At 75.7% G+C, this 18437-nt stretch carries 20 protein-coding genes; 5 read left to right on the top strand and 15 right to left on the bottom strand.

Annotated features, from left to right (window positions below; all coding sequences use genetic code 11):
* Positions 1–40: 40 nt before the first annotated feature.
* Positions 41–1015, bottom strand: a complete 975-nt coding sequence (locus FHE66_RS10170; protein WP_139072845.1) for an alpha/beta hydrolase — start codon at positions 1013–1015, stop codon at positions 41–43.
* A gap of 383 nt (positions 1016–1398) precedes the next feature.
* Between FHE66_RS10170 and FHE66_RS10165 the strand changes: the two genes are divergently transcribed.
* The gene (locus FHE66_RS10165; protein WP_139072844.1) at positions 1399–2955 is read left to right on the top strand and encodes an ABC-F family ATP-binding cassette domain-containing protein; all 1557 of its coding nucleotides are present in this window, start codon (positions 1399–1401) and stop codon (positions 2953–2955) included.
* Between the two features lie 4 nt (positions 2956–2959).
* Here FHE66_RS10165 and FHE66_RS10160 read toward each other — a convergent pair whose 3' ends face one another.
* Genes FHE66_RS10160 through FHE66_RS10140 form a run of 5 tightly spaced genes read right to left on the bottom strand, consistent with a single transcriptional unit; the run spans position 2960 to position 6993 of the window.
* Positions 2960–3517: a hypothetical protein gene (locus tag FHE66_RS10160; RefSeq protein ID WP_139072843.1), complete on the bottom strand. Its 558-nt coding sequence runs from the start codon at positions 3515–3517 to the stop codon at positions 2960–2962.
* Entirely contained in the window at positions 3514–4851 is a 1338-nt protein-coding gene (locus tag FHE66_RS10155; protein ID WP_176554733.1) for a DUF58 domain-containing protein, read from the bottom strand. Before FHE66_RS10155 ends, FHE66_RS10160 begins: the two co-directional genes overlap by 4 nt.
* Positions 4848–5840 carry a MoxR family ATPase gene (locus FHE66_RS10150; protein ID WP_139072842.1) on the bottom strand — a complete coding sequence of 331 codons (993 nt, stop codon included), beginning with the start codon at positions 5838–5840 and terminating at the stop codon, positions 4848–4850. The genes FHE66_RS10155 and FHE66_RS10150 overlap by 4 nt, the downstream gene beginning before the upstream one ends.
* Positions 5837–6289, bottom strand: a complete 453-nt coding sequence (locus tag FHE66_RS10145) for a hypothetical protein (RefSeq protein WP_139072841.1) — start codon at positions 6287–6289, stop codon at positions 5837–5839. Before FHE66_RS10145 ends, FHE66_RS10150 begins: the two co-directional genes overlap by 4 nt.
* On the bottom strand, positions 6286–6993 hold the full coding sequence (locus FHE66_RS10140) for a DUF4129 domain-containing protein (RefSeq protein WP_139072840.1): 708 nt from the start codon (positions 6991–6993) through the stop codon (positions 6286–6288). Before FHE66_RS10140 ends, FHE66_RS10145 begins: the two co-directional genes overlap by 4 nt.
* 35 nt (positions 6994–7028) lie before the next feature.
* On the opposite strand from FHE66_RS10140, the gene FHE66_RS10135 reads away from it, so the two are divergent.
* The 4 genes from FHE66_RS10135 to FHE66_RS10120 all read left to right on the top strand — a co-directional run bounded on the left by FHE66_RS10135 (position 7029) and on the right by FHE66_RS10120 (position 10085).
* Entirely contained in the window at positions 7029–7847 is an 819-nt protein-coding gene (locus tag FHE66_RS10135; protein WP_139072839.1) for an alpha/beta fold hydrolase, read from the top strand.
* A 216-nt stretch (positions 7848–8063) separates the two neighbouring features.
* The gene (locus FHE66_RS10130; protein WP_139072838.1) at positions 8064–8993 is read left to right on the top strand and encodes an ABC transporter ATP-binding protein; all 930 of its coding nucleotides are present in this window, start codon (positions 8064–8066) and stop codon (positions 8991–8993) included.
* The gene (locus FHE66_RS10125; RefSeq protein WP_218013683.1) at positions 8990–9856 is read left to right on the top strand and encodes an ABC transporter permease; all 867 of its coding nucleotides are present in this window, start codon (positions 8990–8992) and stop codon (positions 9854–9856) included. Before FHE66_RS10130 ends, FHE66_RS10125 begins: the two co-directional genes overlap by 4 nt.
* Positions 9849–10085, top strand: coding sequence for a helix-turn-helix transcriptional regulator (locus tag FHE66_RS10120; RefSeq protein WP_230976542.1), 237 nt, complete (start codon positions 9849–9851; stop codon positions 10083–10085). Before FHE66_RS10125 ends, FHE66_RS10120 begins: the two co-directional genes overlap by 8 nt.
* Before the next feature lie 7 nt (positions 10086–10092).
* Here FHE66_RS10120 and FHE66_RS10115 read toward each other — a convergent pair whose 3' ends face one another.
* The 9 genes from FHE66_RS10115 to FHE66_RS10075 form a co-directional block, all read right to left on the bottom strand.
* A complete protein-coding gene (locus FHE66_RS10115; protein WP_304364101.1) occupies positions 10093–10578 on the bottom strand; it encodes a dihydrofolate reductase in 486 nt (161 codons plus the stop codon).
* Positions 10579–10586: 8 nt separating this feature from the next.
* Positions 10587–11396 (bottom strand): thymidylate synthase, encoded by an 810-nt coding sequence (locus FHE66_RS10110; protein ID WP_139072836.1) that lies wholly within the window; start codon positions 11394–11396, stop codon positions 10587–10589.
* Positions 11397–11462: 66 nt separating this feature from the next.
* Positions 11463–11894 (bottom strand): Hsp20/alpha crystallin family protein, encoded by a 432-nt coding sequence (locus FHE66_RS10105; protein ID WP_139072835.1) that lies wholly within the window; start codon positions 11892–11894, stop codon positions 11463–11465.
* 122 nt (positions 11895–12016) lie between these two features.
* On the bottom strand, positions 12017–12706 hold the full coding sequence (locus tag FHE66_RS10100) for a hypothetical protein (RefSeq protein ID WP_139072834.1): 690 nt from the start codon (positions 12704–12706) through the stop codon (positions 12017–12019).
* Complete coding sequence (locus FHE66_RS10095; protein WP_139072833.1) at positions 12706–13161, bottom strand: OsmC family protein; 456 nt, start codon at positions 13159–13161, stop codon at positions 12706–12708. The genes FHE66_RS10100 and FHE66_RS10095 overlap by 1 nt, the downstream gene beginning before the upstream one ends.
* Positions 13162–13205: 44 nt before the next feature.
* A complete protein-coding gene (locus FHE66_RS10090; protein WP_139072832.1) occupies positions 13206–15689 on the bottom strand; it encodes a DUF3488 and transglutaminase-like domain-containing protein in 2484 nt (827 codons plus the stop codon).
* Positions 15686–16930, bottom strand: a complete 1245-nt coding sequence (locus FHE66_RS10085; protein ID WP_139072831.1) for a DUF58 domain-containing protein — start codon at positions 16928–16930, stop codon at positions 15686–15688. The genes FHE66_RS10090 and FHE66_RS10085 overlap by 4 nt, the downstream gene beginning before the upstream one ends.
* On the bottom strand, positions 16927–17829 hold the full coding sequence (locus FHE66_RS10080) for an AAA family ATPase (protein ID WP_330998324.1): 903 nt from the start codon (positions 17827–17829) through the stop codon (positions 16927–16929). Before FHE66_RS10080 ends, FHE66_RS10085 begins: the two co-directional genes overlap by 4 nt.
* A 104-nt stretch (positions 17830–17933) precedes the next feature.
* On the bottom strand, positions 17934–18428 hold the full coding sequence (locus FHE66_RS10075; protein WP_139072829.1) for a DUF2505 domain-containing protein: 495 nt from the start codon (positions 18426–18428) through the stop codon (positions 17934–17936).
* Positions 18429–18437: the final 9 nt, after the last annotated feature.

Here is an 18437-nt window from a genome sequence, read left to right as displayed (position 1 = left end):
AAGGCCCGGACCATCAGGTCCGGGCCTTCTGCGTTCCCCGCTACGCCTGCCCGAACGCGGCACGTAGCGTGTCCACGGCCTGCGCGATGGCGGCACCGGCCCCCCGCGTCCCGCGCAGGGCGTCGAGCATGACGAAGTCGTGGATGACGCCCGGGTAGCGGGTCGCCACCACGGGGACCCCGGCCGCGCGGAGCTTCTCGGCGTAGGCCTCGCCCTCGTCGCGCAGGACGTCGGCCTCGGCGGTGATGACGAGGGCGGGCGGGAGGCCGGTGAGCTGCTCGGTCGTCGCCCGGAGCGGGGATGCCGTGATCTGGTCCCGCTCGGAGTCCTCGGTCGTGTACTGGTCCCAGAACCACTCCATCGCCTCGCGTCGCAGGAAGTAGCCCTCGGCGAACTGCTCGTAGGAGCCGGTGTCGAACGACGCGTCGGTGACGGGGTAGAACAGCACCTGCTGGGCGAAGGTGAGGTCCCCGCGCTCCTTGGCGAGGAGCGTGAGGACGGTGGCCATGTTCCCGCCGACCGAGTCGCCGACGGCGGCGATCCGCGCCGGGTCCAGGCCGTGGGACGTCCCCTCCCGGACGACCCACTGCGCGACGGCGTACGCCTGCTCGAGGGCCACGGGGTACCGCGCCTCCGGGGACAGGTCGTACTCGGGGAAGACGACCGCGGCGTCGGTGCCCACCGCGAGCTCACGCACGAGCCGGTCGTGGGTGCGGGCGCTGCCGAAGACCCACCCGGCTCCGTGGACGTAGAGGATGACCGGCAGCGGGTCACTGGCCGGCTCGGGCGGCCGGACGACCCGCACCCGCACGCTGCCGGTCGGCCCACCCGGGACGGTCACCCACTCCTCCGCGACGGCGGGCCGGGGCGTGTCACCGGCCTGCACCTCCTCCACCGTCGCCCGGCCCTTCGCAGGCCCGAGGTCGTAGAGGTACGGCGGGTCGGCGGTGGCGGCGGCGAACTCGGCTGCCGCGGGCTCCAGTTGCGTGACGATCCTCTGCTGTGTGTCGCTCATGGTGCTCTCCTCCCGGTCACGGGGGCAGTGGCGCCCCTGTGGGCCAAGACTGCCCGCGGGCCTGCGGGCAGGGCGCCGGGGAGAGTCACCTGACCTGTCCCCGTGACCGGTGCCCGGGACACCTAGAGAGCTACCTAGGCGGGGACGAGGGCGGGTCGCCGCGGCTGGCCCCGGGCCGCCGCGGCGAGCACCTCCCCGGGGAAAACCTCTTGGACCTGCCGGGGGAGCGCCTGCAGACTGCTCATGTCCCAGCGGGCCGGCCGCGCGTGTGAGGGGACGGAGCAGGGGAGCGAGCGATGACAGGACGGCGGAGCGAGACCACGTCGCCAGCGCGCTGACGCCCCCGGGTGCGGCGCGACGTCCCGCACCCGGAAGGTCCCCCTGTGGCACCCAGCTCCTCCGTCGTCCTGCACGACGTCTCCTTCGCCTGGCCCGACGGCACCCCGGCGCTCGACCGCGTGAGCGGCGCCCTCGGCCGTGGCCGCACCGGGCTCGTCGGCGCCAACGGCGCCGGGAAGTCGACCCTGCTCCGGCTCGTCGCCGGTCGGCTCACGCCCACCGGCGGGTCGCTCACCGTCACGGGCAGCATTGACCACCTCCCGCAGCAGCTCATGGTCGCGGCTGGCGCCACCCTCGCCGACCTTCTCGGTGTGCGTGCCACCCGGGACGCGCTGCGCGCCGTCGAGGCCGGGTCGGTCGAGCCCGCGCACTTCGAGACCATCGGCAGCGACTGGGACGTCGAGGAGCGGGCCGCCGCGGAGCTCGGTGCGCTCGGCCTGCCGACCGAGCTCGACCGCCCCGTCACGGCGCTGTCCGGCGGGGAGGCCGTGCTCGCCGCCGTCGCCGGGGTGGTCCTGCGGCGGGCCGACGTCGTGCTCCTGGACGAGCCGACGAACAACCTCGACCTCGACTCGCGCGAGCGCCTCTACGACATCGTGCGCCAGTGGCGCGGCACGCTCGTCGTCGTCAGCCATGACCTCACCCTGCTCGACCTCATGGACGAGACCACCGAGCTGCGGGCGGGGTCGCTCACGACCTTCGGCGGCCCGTACAGCGCCTACCGCGACTGGCTGGCGACCCAGCAGGAGGCGGCCCGTCAGTCGCTGCGGACCGCCGAGCAGACGCTGCGCCGCCGCCGGCGCGAGCAGGTGCGCGCCGAGGAGCGGTTCGCGCACAGCCGCCGGCAGGGACGCGCGGACCGCGCGGCGGGCAAGTACCCGCCGATCGTCCTCGGCGGGCGGAAGAGCGCCGCCGAGCGGTCCCAGGGCGCGCGCCGGGACGCGGTCGCCGCGCGCGTGGAGAGCGCCCGGGCGTCCGTCGGTGCGGCCGAGGAGGCGGTGCGCGAGGACGACGCCATCCGCATCGACCTGCCCGACCCGCAGGTGCCCCGCGGCCGGCGGCTCGCGCGACTGCCGAGCAGCGACGGGCGCGACGTCGTCCTCCAGGGGCCCGAGCGCGTGGCCCTCGTCGGGGCGAACGGCGTGGGCAAGACGTCGCTGCTGCGCGCCCTGGTCCCGCGCCTCACCGTGCGCGCCGGCTACCTGCCGCAGCGGGTCGACCTGGCCGAGGACCTCTCGGTGCTCGACACGGTGCGCGCGGCCGCCCCGGACCTGCCGCCGGGGGAGCTCCGGGGACGGCTCGCCCGGCTGCTCGTGCGGGGCGAGGCGGTCGAGCGTCCGGTGGGCAGCCTCTCCGGCGGGGAGCGCTTCCGTGTGGCCCTGGCCAGGCTGCTGCTCGCCGACCCTCCGCCCGAGCTTCTCGTCCTGGACGAGCCGACGAACGACCTCGACGTCCCCAGCGTCGACCAGCTCCTCGCGGCGCTCACCGCCTACCGGGGCGGACTGCTCGTCGTGAGCCACGACCGCGCCTTCCTCGACCGGCTCACCCTCGACGCCGTCGTCCGGCTGACCGCCGACGGCCGGCTGGAGCGCCTGGCCTGACGCCTCAGTCGCGCAGGTCGCGCACGAGCGTCCAGCCCAGCGCGCCGAGCCCGCCGACGGCGACGACGGCGAGCCACGGCACGGGCGCGGCGCCGTCGAGCACGAGGGCGAGGACGGCGGCCGCCTGGGCGACCGCCTGCACGGCGAGGAACCCGCCCGCGCCGTCCCTGAGCACACCGAGCTCGACCCGCCCCTGCCAGGCGACGGCGTCGGCGAGCGCGCCGAGGCGCAGCAGGGCGTGGGTGAGGAGCACGAGCACCGGCAGCTGCCAGGCGTGCTCCCCGCTCACGGCGAGCATCCCGACGAGCACCGCCGCGGCGAGGGAGACGAGCGCCGCGTGCGGGCGGGCGGCGACGAGGACCCCGGCGGCGAGGAGCACCCACCACTGGGCCTGGCTCGCCGCGAGCACCGGGCCGGCGGCCAGGCACAGGAGCAGCAGCCCGAGGCGCAGGAGGAGGGCCGGCACGCTCGGCCCGGTGCGCACGGACGTGCGCGGCGGGGGCCCGGTCCGCGCCGCCGGGCGGAGGGAGGGCAGTCCCTCACGCAGCGCACGGACCCTCATCGCGGCGCCCCGTGCCGCCGGCGGGCGAGGGCGGCGAGCTCGGCGCGGCCACCCGCCTCCCCGTCCTGGGCCCACCGCACGACCTCGACCCCGCCGCGGCGCAGCGTCGTCAGCCGGTCCTCGCGGCGGATCGAGACCATCCGGTAGGCCATGAGCAGGCGTCCGCTGAGCTGGCCACCGCGGACGGGCGGCAGGACGTCGACCGCGAGTACCCGGTGGCCCTGGTGGCGCCAGTCGAGCGCCAGGCGCGTCGCCTCGTCGTCGAGGAAGGTCGACAGGACGACGACGAGCGCACCGGAGGGGACCTGCGGGGCGCGCACCCGCGGGCGGGGCGTGGACTCGGGGACGGACAGCGCGAGCCGCCGCACGACCCGGTCGAGGTGCCGGCGCCCGCCACCGGGGCGCACCGGGCGACGGCGCAGGCCCAGGTCCTCCAGCCCGACCCGGTCGCCCTGCCCGAGGTAGGCGGCGGCGAGGGAGGCCGCCGCCTCGCGGGCGATGTCAAGGGAGGTGACGTCGTTCGTGAGGACCTCGCGGCCACCGGCCCAGGTCGCGACGTCGGGGCCGACGTCGTCGCGCGAGTCGATGACGAGGACGACCGTAGCCTCGGCCGTCGACTGGGTGCGGCGCACGTAGAGGTCCTGCAACCGGCCCCCCTGCACGCCGCGCCGGGCGCTCGTGCGCCAGTCGATGCGGCGCAGCCGGTCCCCGGCGGTGAAGAGGTTGACGTCGTGCAGCTCCTCGCCGTCCCCGATGCGGCGCGCGGCGTGCGGGCCGACGAGGCCCTGGAGCCGGAACGGCAGCGGCAGCTCGGCGAGCGGCCGCCGGCCCGGGAGGACGAGTACCCGCGCCGGGCCGACCGTGACGACCTCACCGGCCGTCGCCTGCCCGGCACCCAGCCCGACGACGTCGAGCCGGAACAGCTCGTTCTCCCCGGTGCGCAGACTCGTCGTCGTCAGCGTGAGCTCACGGGTGGCGCCCGGCGTCAGCCGCACCAGCCGCTCCTCCGCGCGGGTGCCGGGGCTGGAGGCGCGCACCCGGGCGGCCCGCACCCCCGGCGGCGCGGTGAGCACAGCCGGGGCACGCAGCTCGTTGCGCGCAGTGAGCTGGTCCGGGGCGCGCAGCTCGACGGTCAGCGCACCCCGGGGGCGCCGGGACCACTGCCACACCCCGCCGACGAGCGGGGCGACGCCGAGCGCGGCGACGTCCGGCCGGGCGAGCACGGCCCCGGCGACGAGCACGAGCGTGCCGAGGACGAGCGGGGCGGTGAGGTGCGTGAGCGGCAGCCAGCGGCTCGTCGTCGCGCGCGCCGCCACCTGGCGGGCGGCGCTCACCTCGCGGGCACGCCCTGTCGGGTGCTCGCCGGGCCGGGAACCGAGGACAGCAGCGCCTCGACGACGCGCTGCGGCTGCGTGCCACCGGCCCAGGCGGCCGCGGTGAGGGTGAGCCGGTGGGCCAGCGCGGGGACGGCGACGGCCTTGACGTCCTCCGGGGTGAGGAAGTCGCGCCCGTCGAGCACCGCGAGCGCGCGTCCGACGAGGACGAGGGCCTGAGAGCCGCGCGGGGAGGCGCCCACCTCCACCGCCTGGTGGCCGCGGGTGGCGGCGGCGAGCGCGACGCAGTAGTCCAGGACGTCGGGCTCGACGGCCACCGCCTCGACGCCGGCCTGCATGGCGAGCAGCTGCTCGGGCGTGACGACCTGGCGGACGTCGGCGCGCTCGCGACGGCGGGCCAGCCGCCGGCGCAGCACCTCGGACTCGGCCGCGGCGTCGGGGTAGCCGACGGCGAGCCGGACCATGAACCGGTCGAGCTGCGCCTCGGGCAGCGGGTAGGTGCCCTCGTACTCCACCGGGTTGGACGTCGCCATGACGTGGAAGGGGGAGGGCAGGGGGAAGCTCGTGCCCTCGACGGACACCTGGCGCTCGGCCATCGCCTCGAGCAGCGCGGACTGGGTCTTGGGGGCGGTGCGGTTGATCTCGTCGGCCAGGAGCAGGCCGGTGAAGACCGGGCCGGGCCGGAAGGTGAACCCGGAGGTCGCCGGGTCGTAGACGTAGGAGCCGGTGATGTCGGCCGGCAGGAGGTCCGGCGTGCACTGCAGGCGCCGGAAGTCCAGGCCGAGCGCCGTGGCCAGGGAGCGGGCGGCGAGCGTCTTGCCCAGGCCGGGCACGTCCTCGAAGAGCACGTGCCCGCCGGCGAGGACCGCCGCCAGCGCCAGGCGCAGCGGCTGGGTCATGCCGACGACGGCGGTGCCCACCTCGCGCAGCACCTCACCGCCGAGCGCGGCGACGTCGGCGACGGGCAGGGGACGGGTCGGCTCGCTCATCGGCGCGGCTCCAGGTTCTCGAGGGCGGTGAGGCAGGCGTCCAGCGCCCGCACGGTCGGTGGGGTGGGGGAGGTGAGGGTGGTCCAGGCGCGCTCACCGAGGGCGGCGCGGGCGGCGTCGGCGTCGGCGGGGTCGATCCCGGCGGTGCGCAGGCGCCCGGCGGCCACCGCCCGCAGCTCGCGCACGCCGTGCTCGCCGACGCGGCCGTCGGAGTCGGTGAGGGACCAGGAGATGCGGGCCGCCTCCTGGCGGTGGCCGGCCCGCTCCGCGTCGCGCAGCCCGGGCAGCGTGACGTCGCGCCCGAGGTCGCGGTGGCCCAGCAGGGTGCCGAGGGCGAGGGTCGCGACGGCGGCAAGAGCGATGTTCACCCCTGCGAAGCCGATGAGGGCCATGACGGCGACGACCGCGGCGACGGCGGCGAGGGTCCCCGCGACCCGCCACCCGCTCACCGGGCGGGCTCCCACGACTCGGCGAGCCGCTCGAGGTGTCCCCGGGCGGCCGCGACGTCGTCGGCGGTCATGACGGCGTGCGGCGCGAAGCGGGCGCGGTGGTAGAGGCGCAGCAGGCCGCGGGTGGCGTCGGGGTCGGCGCTCGTCGCGTCGAGGACCGCGGTGGTGAGCTCGGTCGGGGTGTCCGAGGGGCGGCGCTCGACGCCCGAGCTCGCCGCGGCGGCCTCGAGCTCGAGCCACGCGGCGATGATCGCGTCGTCCGGGTCGGCGGCGCCGGCGAGCACCCGCCGCGCGGCGGCCACGCCGCGCCGCAGCGCCGGCAGGTCGGGCTCGACCTCGGCGAGGGCGACGGGTGCCACGGAGCCGTGCGCGGCCTCGTAGGGCGCGCCGGTGGCGCCGCGGGCCAGGGTGGCCCGGCGCAGGAACGCGCGCAGCAGGAGGAACAGGAGGAGCAGCCCGATGACGGCGAGGACGAGAGTGACCGGGACCCCGCCCTCCGTGGGCTCGGGCGGGGGAGCGAGGTCGGCCGTCGCGGTCGGCGTGGGCACGTTCGTCGGCTCGGCCGGCGCGGGGAGGGCGACGTCGCGGTCGGGCAGGCGCCACGGCCCGGCCAGGGCGGAGCCGGCGACGACCGCGAGCGCGACGACCGCGGCCGACACGGGCAGCAGGAGCGCGCGGCGGGGCCACGCTCCTCCTCCGTCCATGGGCACACGGTACCCGCGGCGCCTAGCGTGTCCGGATGAACGAGCGGACGAGCGTGCGGCGGGGCCGGCTGACCTTCGACGTCGAGGACGGGGGCAGCGGGCCGCCCGTCCTGCTCCTCCACGGCTTCCCGCAGGACCTGACGAGCTGGCGGCACGTCGTCCCGCTGCTGCGGTCCGCCGGGCTGCGGACGATCGCCTTCGACCAGCGCGGCTACTCACCCGGGGCGCGTCCGCCGCAGCGGGCCGCCTACCGCCTGGAGCACCTCGTCGCCGACGCGATCGCGGTGCTCGACGCCGCGGGGGTCGCCCGGGCGCACGTCGTCGGGCACGACTGGGGCGGGGGTGTGGCGTGGGCGCTGGGGTGGGCCCACCCGGAGCGGGTCGCCTCGCTCACCGTCGTGTCCACGCCCCACCCGGGGGCGATGAGGTGGTCGCTGCCGCGCTCGGACCAGGCGCTGCGCTCGACGTACATGGGCTTCTTCCAGCTGCCGTGGATACCCGAGCAGGTGGTGCGCCGACGGCTCGTGCCGGCGCTCGCGGGCACCGGCCTGCCCGAGGCGACCGCGCGGCACTACGAGGAGCGGATGCGTGAGCCGGGGGCGGCGCGCGGGGCCCTCAACTGGTACCGCGCCGTCCCGCTCAGCCGGCTCGCGCCCCGCCCGGTCACCGTCCCCACGACGTACGTCTGGGGCGAGGAGGACCCCTTCCTCGGACCGGTCGCCGCTCGGGCCACGGCGCGGTTCGCCCTGGGCCCCTACGAGTTCCTCCCGGTGCCGGGCGGGCACTGGCTGCCCGAGCTCGCCCCCGACGCCGTCGCCGGTGCCGTCCTCGCGCGCGTCCGCAGCGCGCCCTGAGAGAGGTCCGCGCCGACGCCGTGCGGAGATCGGCCGTCGCGCGGAACTCGGCTGTCGCGCGGAAGTCGGCTGTCGGGCGGAAGTCGGCTGTCGCGCGGAAGTCGGCTGTCGGGCGGAAGTCGGCTGTCGCGGGGGAGGGGGAGTCCAGGAGGGGGTTCCGCGGATGTAGCACTCCTGCTACATTCCATCTTGTCACTACGACAGAGGGGGGCGACCATGGTCGCAGCAACCGAGACCGTCATCGAGGTCAGCGGTCTGCGCATGCGCTACGGCGCCAAGGACGTGCTCGACGGCGTGGACCTCCAGGTCCGCCGCGGCGAGGTCGTCGTCCTCCTCGGTCCCAACGGTGCCGGGAAGACGACGACGATCGAGGTCCTCGAGGGCTTCCGGCTCCCGTCCGGCGGGCGGGCGCGCGTCCTGGGGCAGGACCCCGCCCAGGCGGACGAGGGATGGCGCGCCGACGTCGGCGTCGTCCTGCAGTCCTGGCGGGACCACGGCCGCTGGACGGTCCGCGAGCTCGTCGAGCACTACGGGGCCTACTACCGGCCCTACTCCGAGGCCGGGCGCGAGCGTCCCTACGCGGCCGACGAGCTGCTCGAGCGGGTCGGCCTCGCCCCGCAGGCCGACCAGCAGGTGAAGAAGCTCTCCGGTGGCCAGCGCCGTCGCCTCGACGTCGCGATCGGGATCGTCGGCCGCCCGCGCCTCCTCTTCCTCGACGAGCCGACCGCCGGGTTCGACCCGGTCGCCCGGCGCGACTTCCACGACCTCATCCACCGGCTGAGCGACCTCGAGGACACGACCATCCTCCTCACCACGCACGACCTCGCCGAGGCGGAGCGGCTCGCCGACCGGATCCTCATCCTCGACGACGGCCGGATCGTGGCGGACGGCAGTGCCGAGCAGCTCGCCCACCAGGTCGCCGGGCGCACCGAGGTCCGCTGGACGTCCGAGGGTCAGCGCCACGTCCACGCCACCGAGGACGGCACCGCGTTCACCCGCGAGCTGCTGGCCCGTCACGACGACGTGCGCGACCTCGAGGTGCGGCGCACGACCCTGGAGGACACCTACCTCACGATGGTCGCCCGCAGCGACGCCCGGCGTCGCGAGGAGCAGGCGGCACCGGCACGAGTGGAGGCAGCCCGATGAACGCCACGACGAACGCCACGACGAACGCCGTGCGGGTCGGGGCCCGCCGCGGCTGGATCGAGATGCGCAACTCCCTGCGCGCCCCGGACGACGTCGCCTACTACGTCATCGGCGCGGCGGTCTTCGTCGTCGTCATGTGGCTCAACCGGGACAACGAGATCCAGGGCACCGGCATCACCGCCGCGCTCCTCATCTTCCCCGGCGTGCTCGCCTTCAGCACGATGTTCTCCGCCTCCTACGGGCTGGCGACGCAGGTCGCCACCGAGCGCGAGGACGGCACCCTGCTCCGGGCCAAGTCGGTCCCGCACGGCATGCGCGGCTACGTCGTCGGCCAGACCACCCGCGGGACGCTCGAGGTCGCCCTCAACGTCCTCCTCCTGTCGGTCCCGGCGACCCTCCTCGTCCCGGGCCTGTGGGGCTCCGCCGGCCCGGAGGGCATCGCGGTCATGGTCGCCGTGCTCCTGCTCGGGCTCGTCGCCTGCGTCCCGATCGGCTTCGCGGTGGGCTCGGTGTTCCGCAGTCCGCGCGCCGTCGGCGGGTGGGGGATGCTGGTCATCGCCGGGCTGGTCTACGTCTCCGGCGTCTTCTTCCCCATCTCCCAGATCCCGGGCTGGGCCCAGGTGGTCGGTCAGCTCACCCCGATGTACTGGATGGGGCTCGGCCTGCGCGGCGCGCTGCTCCCGGACTCCGCCGTGGCCATCGAGCTCGGGCAGAGCTGGCGCACGCTGGAGGTCTTCGGCGTGCTCGGTCTGTGGGCGGTCGTCGGCGTCGTGCTGGCCCCCGTCCTCCTGCGACGGATGGCCCGCCGGGAGTCCGGCTCCGTCGTCCAGGCCGGCCGGGAGAAGCAGCTGCAGCGTGTCTGAGCCCACCGACGTCGTCCACAACCGCATCGCCATGCTCCGGGTTGAGCGCGGCGTCACCCGGCGTGAGCTCGCCGAGGCCCTGGGCGTGCACTACCAGACGGTCGGGTACCTCGAGCGCGGTGAGTACGCCCCGAGCCTGCACCTCGCGCTGCGCATCAGCGCCTACTTCGGCGTCCCGCTCGAGTTCGTCTTCTCCCTGGAGCCCTTCCCCAAGATCGGCCCGGGGTGAGGCGCGGTCAGTCGCGGCGGTAGGTGAGGATGCGGAAGCGCATGCCGTTCTCGGCGACGTGCCAGCCGCCGTCGGCGGGGTCCTGCTCGGTGACGCGCCACTGCGGGCCGATCGGCGGGGCGTAGCGGTCGCCCTCGACGGCGTGGTCGATCTCGGTGACGACGAGGAGGTCGGCGTGGTCCAGGGCGGCCTCGTACACCTGGGCGCCGCCGCAGATCCACGCGTCCTCCTCGGAGACGAGCGCGAGCGCGGCCTCGAGGTCGGTGACGACCTCGGCGCCGGGGGCGTCGTAGTCGGGGTTGCGGGTGAGGACGACGTTGCGCCGGCCGGGCAGCGGGCGGATGCGCTCCGGCAGCGACTCCCACTGGCGCCGGCCCATGACGACGGCGTCACCCGCCGTCGTGCGGCGGAAGTGGCGCAGGTCCTCGGGCAGGTGCCAGGGCAGGTCGTTGTCGCGGCCGATGACGCGGTCGTGGGCCTGGGCCCAGATCATCCCGAGCGTCATACGGCCACCGGCGCCTTGATCGCGGGGTGGTGGCGGTAGTCGTGGACGACGACGTCCTCGAACGTGTAGTCGAACAGGGACGGCGCCTTGCGCAGCTCGAGCCGGGGCAGCGGGTAGGGCTCGCGGCTCAGCTGCTCGCGCACCTGGTCGACGTGGTTGTCGTAGATGTGGCAGTCCCCGCCGGTCCACACGAGGTCACCGACCTCGAGGCCCACCTGCTGGGCGACCATGTGGGTGAGCAGGGCGTAGGACGCGATGTTGAACGGCACCCCGAGGAAGAGGTCGGCCGAGCGCTGGTACACCTGGAGCGACAGGCGCCCGTCGGCCACGTAGAACTGGAAGAAGGCGTGGCAGGGGGCCAGGGCCATGGCGTCGAGGTCGGCGACGTTCCACGCCGAGACGATCATCCGCCGGGAGTCGGGGTTCTCCCGCAGGGTGCGCAGCACCTCGGCGAGCTGGTCGACGTGGCCGCCGCCGGGCGTGGGCCACGAGCGCCACTGGTAGCCGTAGACGGGCCCGAGGTCGCCGTCCTCGGCGGCCCACTCGTCCCAGATGTGCACGCCCTTGTCCTGCAGCGGGCGGGCGTTGCGCTCCCCGCGCAGGAACCACAGCAGCTCCTCGACGACGCCGCGGAGGAACACGCGCTTGGTCGTGACGAGCGGGAAGCCGGCGGTGAGGTCGAAGCGCATCTGGTGCCCGAAGACGCTGCGGGTGCCGGTGCCGGTGCGGTCGGCCTTGGGGGTCCCGTGCTCGAGCACGTGGCGCAGGAGGTCCTCGTAGGGCGTGGCGACAGGAGCGGTGGTCACCGCGCCATCGTATGCCGAGGGCCGCCGCCCGGGTGGTCGGTGCGGCGGCCCGTCGGGGAGAACGGCTCAGGCCTGCGGGGTGTCCTGCTCGATGGTCCGCGGGGTGTGGGAGACCTGGATCTTGCGCGGCTTGGCCTCCTCGGCCACCGGGATCGTCAGGGTGAGGACGCCGTCGGAGTAGTCGGCGTCGATGCGGTCCAGCGCGAGGCCGGCGCCGAGCACGAGCTGACGGGCGAACGTGCCGGTGGGGCGCTCGTGCGAGAGCCACTGGATGTCCTCGCCGGTGACGCTCGTGCGCTCGGCCCGGACGGTGAGCGTGCGGTCCTCGACGTCGATGTCGATCGTCGACGGGTCGACTCCCGGCAGGTCGATCTGTGCGGTGAAGGACTCACCGCGGCGGTACAGGTCCAGCGGCATCGCGGCCGATGCGGGTGCCTGACGCAGGACGCTGTTGACCACGCGGTCCATGTCCCGCAGCGGGTCGGTGAAGAGTGCCATGAATGTCCCTCCTTCGGTCCCAGGCGCCCGAGGTGGGACGCCGTCGAGGACAATGCTGGCACTCGGGAGGCGAGAGTGCCAGCCGAGTTCGCCTGCCGCGAAAGAAGTTGAGCCGACCAGGCTCAAGTCATGGACTGACCTGCGGGGACGGGGCCGAGAGCGGCCCGGACCCCGGTGACCACCTGGTTCGACAGGCCGCGCCCGAGCATCCAGCCGACGACGGCGCCGACCCCGAAGGGAGCGAGCCGCCCGAGGAGCAGGGCGCCGGTCCGCTCGGTGGCCGAGCGCACGAGGCGCCGCGAGAGGCCCTTGTTCACGGCGCGGACCGTGCCCAGCGGCAGGCGACCGAGGACACCGCGGCCCCAGTAGAGGCTGCTCACCCCGAGGTCGCCGGTGACCGCTCGCGCGCCGTCCTCACCGAGCAGCGCGCCCAGGACGAGGGTGCGGCGGCGGTCGGCGTCCTCGAGCGGCACGCCGTGGACGCGCGCGACGGAGCCGACGAAGGTCGTGCTCATGCGCAGGAACGTGCCGACGTTCGCGGCGGTGAGCACGGCGGCGATCCCGGTGCCCACGCCCGGCACCGCCGCGGTGAGGCCGACGGCGGCGCTCAGCGTCTTGACCCGCCGGCGGTAGCGGTGCTCGAGGATCGCGACGACGTCGGCGGCCGAGGCACGTGGGTGGCGGCGGGTGAGCCGCTCGACCTGGCGGCGTGAGCGCTCCTCCCCGGAGGCGACGGCGCGGTCGACGAGCCGTTCGAGGAGGTTCGGGGCGGACTCGTCCTCGGTCTGGGCAGGCAGGGCGATCTGGGTCATCAGCGCTCCCGGATGGGTTCGTCGGTCACCGTGAGGTCGTAGTCGGCCCCGGCCTTGAGTGTGCGCCCGACCGTGCACAGGCGCGCGGAGGTGCGCTCGACCCGCTCGGGCAGGGCGGCGCGCTTGCCCTCCTCGAGGTCGGCGAGGTCGAGGAGGAGCTCGACGGCGAGGTGCCCGTACCGGTTCTCGCCCTCGACGCCGGTGGAGGAGACGCCGACGACGGCGGGGAAGTCCTCACCGAGCCGGCTGCGCAGGACGTGGTCGGTCGACAGCGCGGTGCAGGTGGCCAGGGCGATCTTCAGCAGCTCACCGGGGGAGAAGACGCCCTCGGTGTCGCCGCTGCCGATGCGCACCTGCGCCCCGCGCTCGTTGCGGGCGACGTACACGGGCCCGCCCTGTCGTTCGGCCCACAGCGCGCGGGCAGCGGGTTCGTCCTGGGTCGTCGTGTCGCTCATGCCCCGATCGTGGCACGGGGCGCACCGGCCCGCCGCCGCACGGCTCAGCGGGCCGGGTCGACGGCGGCCGGGCGGGAGCCGGGGAGCAGGGACCGGAGGTGGGTGGTGCCGTCGGCCGGCAGGAGCGCTGCACCCAGCCGCCGACCGCGGGGAGTGTGGCGGCGGCGCCAGTCGAGGACCGTGCGCACGTCCTCGCCCATCGTCCCGAGGGAGGGCGGGCGAGGGGCGTAGCGGGCGGCCTCGAGCCGGGCGGAGGCGCGGGTGAGCGCCTCGAGCGTGGGCGGGTCGGCGGCGAGCTCGCGCGCGTAGTGGTCGCGCAGCCCGCGGGGCGTGGCCGCCTCGTCCGGTGGGGGAACGCCGAGGTCGGCGAGCCCGGTGACGAGGCCCGCCCACTCGCCCTCGATCTGCTGGGTCACGTCGGGGCCGTGACGCAGCCGCCACCGCCGCCAGGCCCCGGCCAGCGGGACGACGGACAGGAGCGCGGCCAGCCCGGCGAGCCCGAGGGCCACCTGCCCCACCGTCCGCCCGTTGCGGTCCCACCACCCCAGCGACGTGCCGCCGCCGCGCGGGTCGAGCGCGTCCACGGCCGCCGCGGACGGGGTCGGCCGCCCGGCGGTGGGGTCGGCACCGACCGTGGGCACCTCCTCCTCGTTGCCCGGGGTGGCGTAGAACGGCGCCGACCCGGCGCGGGAGCTCGGCGTCGGCTCGAAGCGCGTCCAGCCGAGCCCGTTGACGTAGAGCTCGGGCCAGGCGTGGGCGTCGGAGGCCACGACGGTGCGGGTGCCGTCCAGGCCCTCGCTGCCCGGCAGGAAGCCGACGGCGAGCCGGGCGGGGATGCCGGTGGCCCGGGCGAGCATGACCATCGCGGTGGCGAACTGGGTGCAGTAGCCCTGCTTGGTCTCCAGGAAGTGGGACAGCGGGTCGAGCGGCTCGCCGTCGGGACCCTCGACCGGGTCGGCCAGGGTGAGGGAGTAGGTGAAGTCCGGTCCGCGCAGGTAGCGCTGGATCTCCAGCGCGATCTCGACCTGGTTGGTCAGCCCCGCGGTGATCTCGGCGGCCAGCTCGCGGACCCGGTCGGCGGACCGCGGGTCGACGTGGAGGGCGTCGTCCGCGGCGTCGACACCCCAGAACGTGCGCACCGCCGTGCCGTCCGGCGCGACGATCTCGACGCTGCCGTCCGTGAACGGGCGTTGGCGGGTCCCGTCGGGCTGGACGAACTCGACCGGCTGTCCGTCGCGGGACAGGTGCATCTCCCAGCCCCCGCCGTCCTCCTGGACCTCCGCGACGGGCACGACGTCGAGCAGCCGCTGCGGCGGGGCGCCGACGCTCTCCGGCAGCGTCGTCAGGGGCCCGAGCTTGAGGTAGGAGGCCTCGTAGGTGCGTGGCGCCGCCCCCACCCCGACCGCCTCGCTCACCGGGTCCCACGTCCAGGGGACGTCCCCGAGGTCGACCGCGCTCGTCGGGTAGGGCACGGCGAGCTGGGGGGCGCGCATGCCGTTCTGGGTGACGGTGACGGTCTGGGTGGAGACCTCGACGCCGTGTGCGGCGAGGAACAGCTGCGTGGGGGTGCGGACCTCGGTGTCCACGGGGCCGGCGACGGACTCGGCCGGGTACCACCGGCCGTCCGCGTAGTGGGCGGTGGCACTGACACGCAGCGGTGGGGGAGCGGGGTCGTCGGTGCGGTAGCGCAGCACCGGCGCGGTCGACCGGTCGGCAAGGTCCTCGGCGAGGTCGAGGGTGTCGGTGAAGCTCACCGAGCCGGCCTGCGGGTCCCCGGCCCGGTCCAGGAGCACGGTCGGTGGCAGGTGGGGCAGCGCCCCGGGCAGGACGACGGCGAGGACGAGCGCGGACAGCCCCATGACGCGCGCCGTCACCGACAGCCGGTGCAGCCCGCCGCTCGTGACGGCGCCGCTGTCGACCGTCGTCACCGTCGAGCGTGCCTGTGCGCGCGCGAGGGTGCGACGGCCCTGCTGGGTGAGCAGGAGCAGCCAGGCGGCAGCGGCGAGGAGGAAGTAGCGCGGGTCCAGGGCCGTGCCCGTGCTCGAGGCGGTGGCGGCGGAGACGAGCAGGAGCGGGACCCCGGCGACGGCCGCGGCCCGGAACGTCACCCCGACCGCCTCGACGAGCAGGGCGAGCAGCCCGGTGCCGGCGAGGACGAGGAGCACGAGCCCCGGCGTCGCGGGAGCGGGCACGGCGTAGTGCTGGATCGTGTCCACGCCCTGGACCGCGAGGGTGCTCAGCGCGGTGATGGCCGACTCTCCCGGCCGCTGCTCCTGGGCCCACACCGCCAGGCCGCTGGTGAGGGCGAGGAGCTGGGCCAGCAGGACGAGCCACGCGGGCACCCGGGCGGCGCGCACGAGGGAGCCGACGACGACGAGGAGCAGGAGCAGCGCGACGAGCGGCACCGTCCACGGGCGGGTGGACAGCAGGCCGCCGATCGGCCACGTGACGGCGAGGACCGCGCCCACCGCGAGCAGGGAGTCCACCCACCGTCCGCGGGCCACGGCGGCGGGCCAGTCGGCGGTCATCGCAGCCCCGCCGGGACGCCCGGCCGCAGCCCGTCCAGGCCGCGCGTGGCCCCGGCCCAGGCAGCCGCGACGGTCTCGCCCTGGCGCACCGTGCGGGTGCGCCACCCGGCCGCGGTGAACAGGGGGGCGAGAGGGCCGTCGTCGGCGCGTGGGGAGGGCAGGACGTCGGCGAAGGACGGGGTGTCGAGGACGAGGGCCACCCCCAGGCTCCCGGGGGAGCGGACCGCGGGGAGCGTGAGGACCGTCTCGGGGTCGCGGTCGGCGACGACGGCGACGACGACGGCGCCCTCGGAGGTGAGCGCGTGCGCCTCGCGCACGTGGGTGGTGAGGTCGCGGGCGGTGGGCTCGACGACGGCGAGCTCCCGCAGGAGGGTGCCCAGCTGGGTGGCGGACGGGTCTCCCGCGCCGACGACGTGGACCGCGTAGCCGTCCTGCGCGAGGTGCACCGCGACCGACGCGACGGCGCGCACCGCCCACTCGAAGGCCTCCGCGGCGTGCCGGTACGCCGCGGCGCGCGGGTCGAGGAGGAGGACGGCGCGGCGGCGCGCCGGACGGTCCTCCTGGCGCACCATGAGCTCGCCACGGTGCGCGGTGGTCGGCCAGTGCACACGGCGCAGGTCGTCACCGTCCCGGTAGGCGCGGATGCTCACGTCGTCCTCCCCGTGGAGGGCGACCATGTGCGGCACCTGGCCCTCGCGGCCCACCCCGCCCCCGCGGACCCGGTCCGCGCCGAGGGGCTCGATGCGCGGCAGGACGAGGACCTGCCCGGCGCCGGGCAGCGCGAGGGTGGCCGTCGTCAGCCCGAACGGGTCGTGGCGCTCCAGCCGCAGCGGACCGAGCTTGTGGGCGCCGCGGAACGGTGAGGAGACCGTGTAGGTGACGAGGTGCCGCTCACCGGGGTCCATCCGCGGCAGGAGGAAGCGGTGGGGGGCGCCGAGCAGCGGGTCGACCTGCTCCTCGGCGACCTGGAGCGGGCTGAGCCGCTGGCCGCGCCCGCGGAAGGAGAGCTCGACGCGGGCCGGCTGGTCCGGGGCGACGAGCGCGGGGTCGACGAGCCGCTGGAAGGTCACCGGCGGCGCGGGACGCCACCCGACGAGGACGGCGAGCACCGGCAGGCAGACGAGGAGGACGCCCGCCCGGGTGATGTCCGGGAAGCCGAGCAGCGTGCCGAGCGCGACGACCACCACCCCCAGCGCGAGGAAGACCTGTCCTCGGCCGGTGAGGCGCGGTCGTCGGCTCATCGGACTCCCGCGGGGACGGGCACCTCGCGCAGCAGGTCGGTGAGGACCTGCTCGGCGGTGTCCCGGGCCAGCCGGGCGTCGTTGCTGAGGATGACCCGGTGGGCGAGGACGGGCACGGCGAGGCGCTGGACGTCGTCGGGCAGGACGTGCTCACGCCCGGCCAGGGCGGCGTGGGCGCGGGCGGCGCGCACGAGGTGGAGCGCGGCCCGGGGCGAGACGCCCAGCCGCAGCCGCGGGTGGTGGCGGGAGGCGACGGCGAGGTCGACGACGTACTGGAGCACGGCGGGGCTCGCGTAGAGCCGCCGGACCGCCTGGACGAGCCGCGCCACCGTCGCGGAGTCGGTCACCGGCTCGAGCTCGTCGAGCGGGTCGGTCTCCGAGTGCGAGCCGATCATCGCGAGCTCCGCCGCCGGGTCGGGGTAGCCCATCTCGATGCGCGCCATGAACCGGTCGCGCTGCGCCTCGGGCAGCGGGTAGGTGCCCTCCATCTCGATGGGGTTCTGGGTGGCCATGACCATGAACGGCTCCTCGAGCCGGTAGGTCGTGCCGTCGACGGTCACCTGCCCCTCGGCCATCGCCTCGAGCAGGGCGGACTGCGTCTTGGGGGAGGCCCGGTTGATCTCGTCCCCGACGACGATGTTGGCGAACACCGCACCGGGGCGGAACTCGAAGGTCCGCGCGTCCTGGTTGAAGACGCTCACGCCGGTGACGTCGCTGGGCAGCAGGTCCGGGGTGAACTGGACGCGCTGGACCGAGCAGTCGATGCTGCGCCCCAGCGCCTTGGCGAGCAGCGTCTTGCCGACGCCGGGCACGTCCTCGACGAGGAGGTGGCCCTGGGCCAGGAGCACGGTCACCGCCGTGCGCACGACGCGGTCCTTGCCCACGACGACAGCGGACATGGCCTCCTGGATCCGGGCGGCGACGACCTGGACCTCGTCGAGTTCGCTCACTCCCCGATCCTCCCCCATGGACAGCCGTCCTGCCGGGGGAACCGGGTGGCGGGTCAGCGGCCGGCGAGGTACTCCAGGCCGATCCTGCGCTCGACGGCGAGGACCTTGTCGACGGCGTCGGCGGCGGCCTTCTCGATCGGCTTCCCGAAGAGCGGGATCGAGGCGGTGACGTCGCCGGAGTAGGACTGGGCGGCGCCCTCGCCGGCGGGGGTGAGCGACATCCGGCCGTTGACCCGCACCGGGACGCCGGCGATGTCGAGCGCCAGGGTGCCGCTGCGGCTGCCGTCGGCCTGCGGGGCGCCCCACGCCTCGACGAGCCGCACGTCCAGGCTCTGCCCGACGAGCGAGCGGAAGCGCGAGGGCACCTGGTCGGTCGGCATCTTGCGGCGGGTGGTGACGGTGAACGCCTCGCCCTCACGCAGGATCTCGCACGAGGCGTCGAGGGCGCCGGACGCCTCGATCTTGCGGCGGACGAAGCCGTCGTCGGCGAGCATCGCGGCCACCGCTCGCACGTCGGCCGGGTAGTCGATCGTCGCGTCGAAGCGCACTGTGCATTC

Origin of the sequence: Georgenia sp. 311 (assembly GCF_006151955.1) — a bacterium.
Taxonomy (GTDB): Bacteria; Actinomycetota; Actinomycetes; order Actinomycetales; family Actinomycetaceae; genus Oceanitalea; species Oceanitalea wutianyii.
Note: the sequence above shows the minus strand (reverse complement) of the source record. Positions and strands in the feature narration are given on the sequence as shown.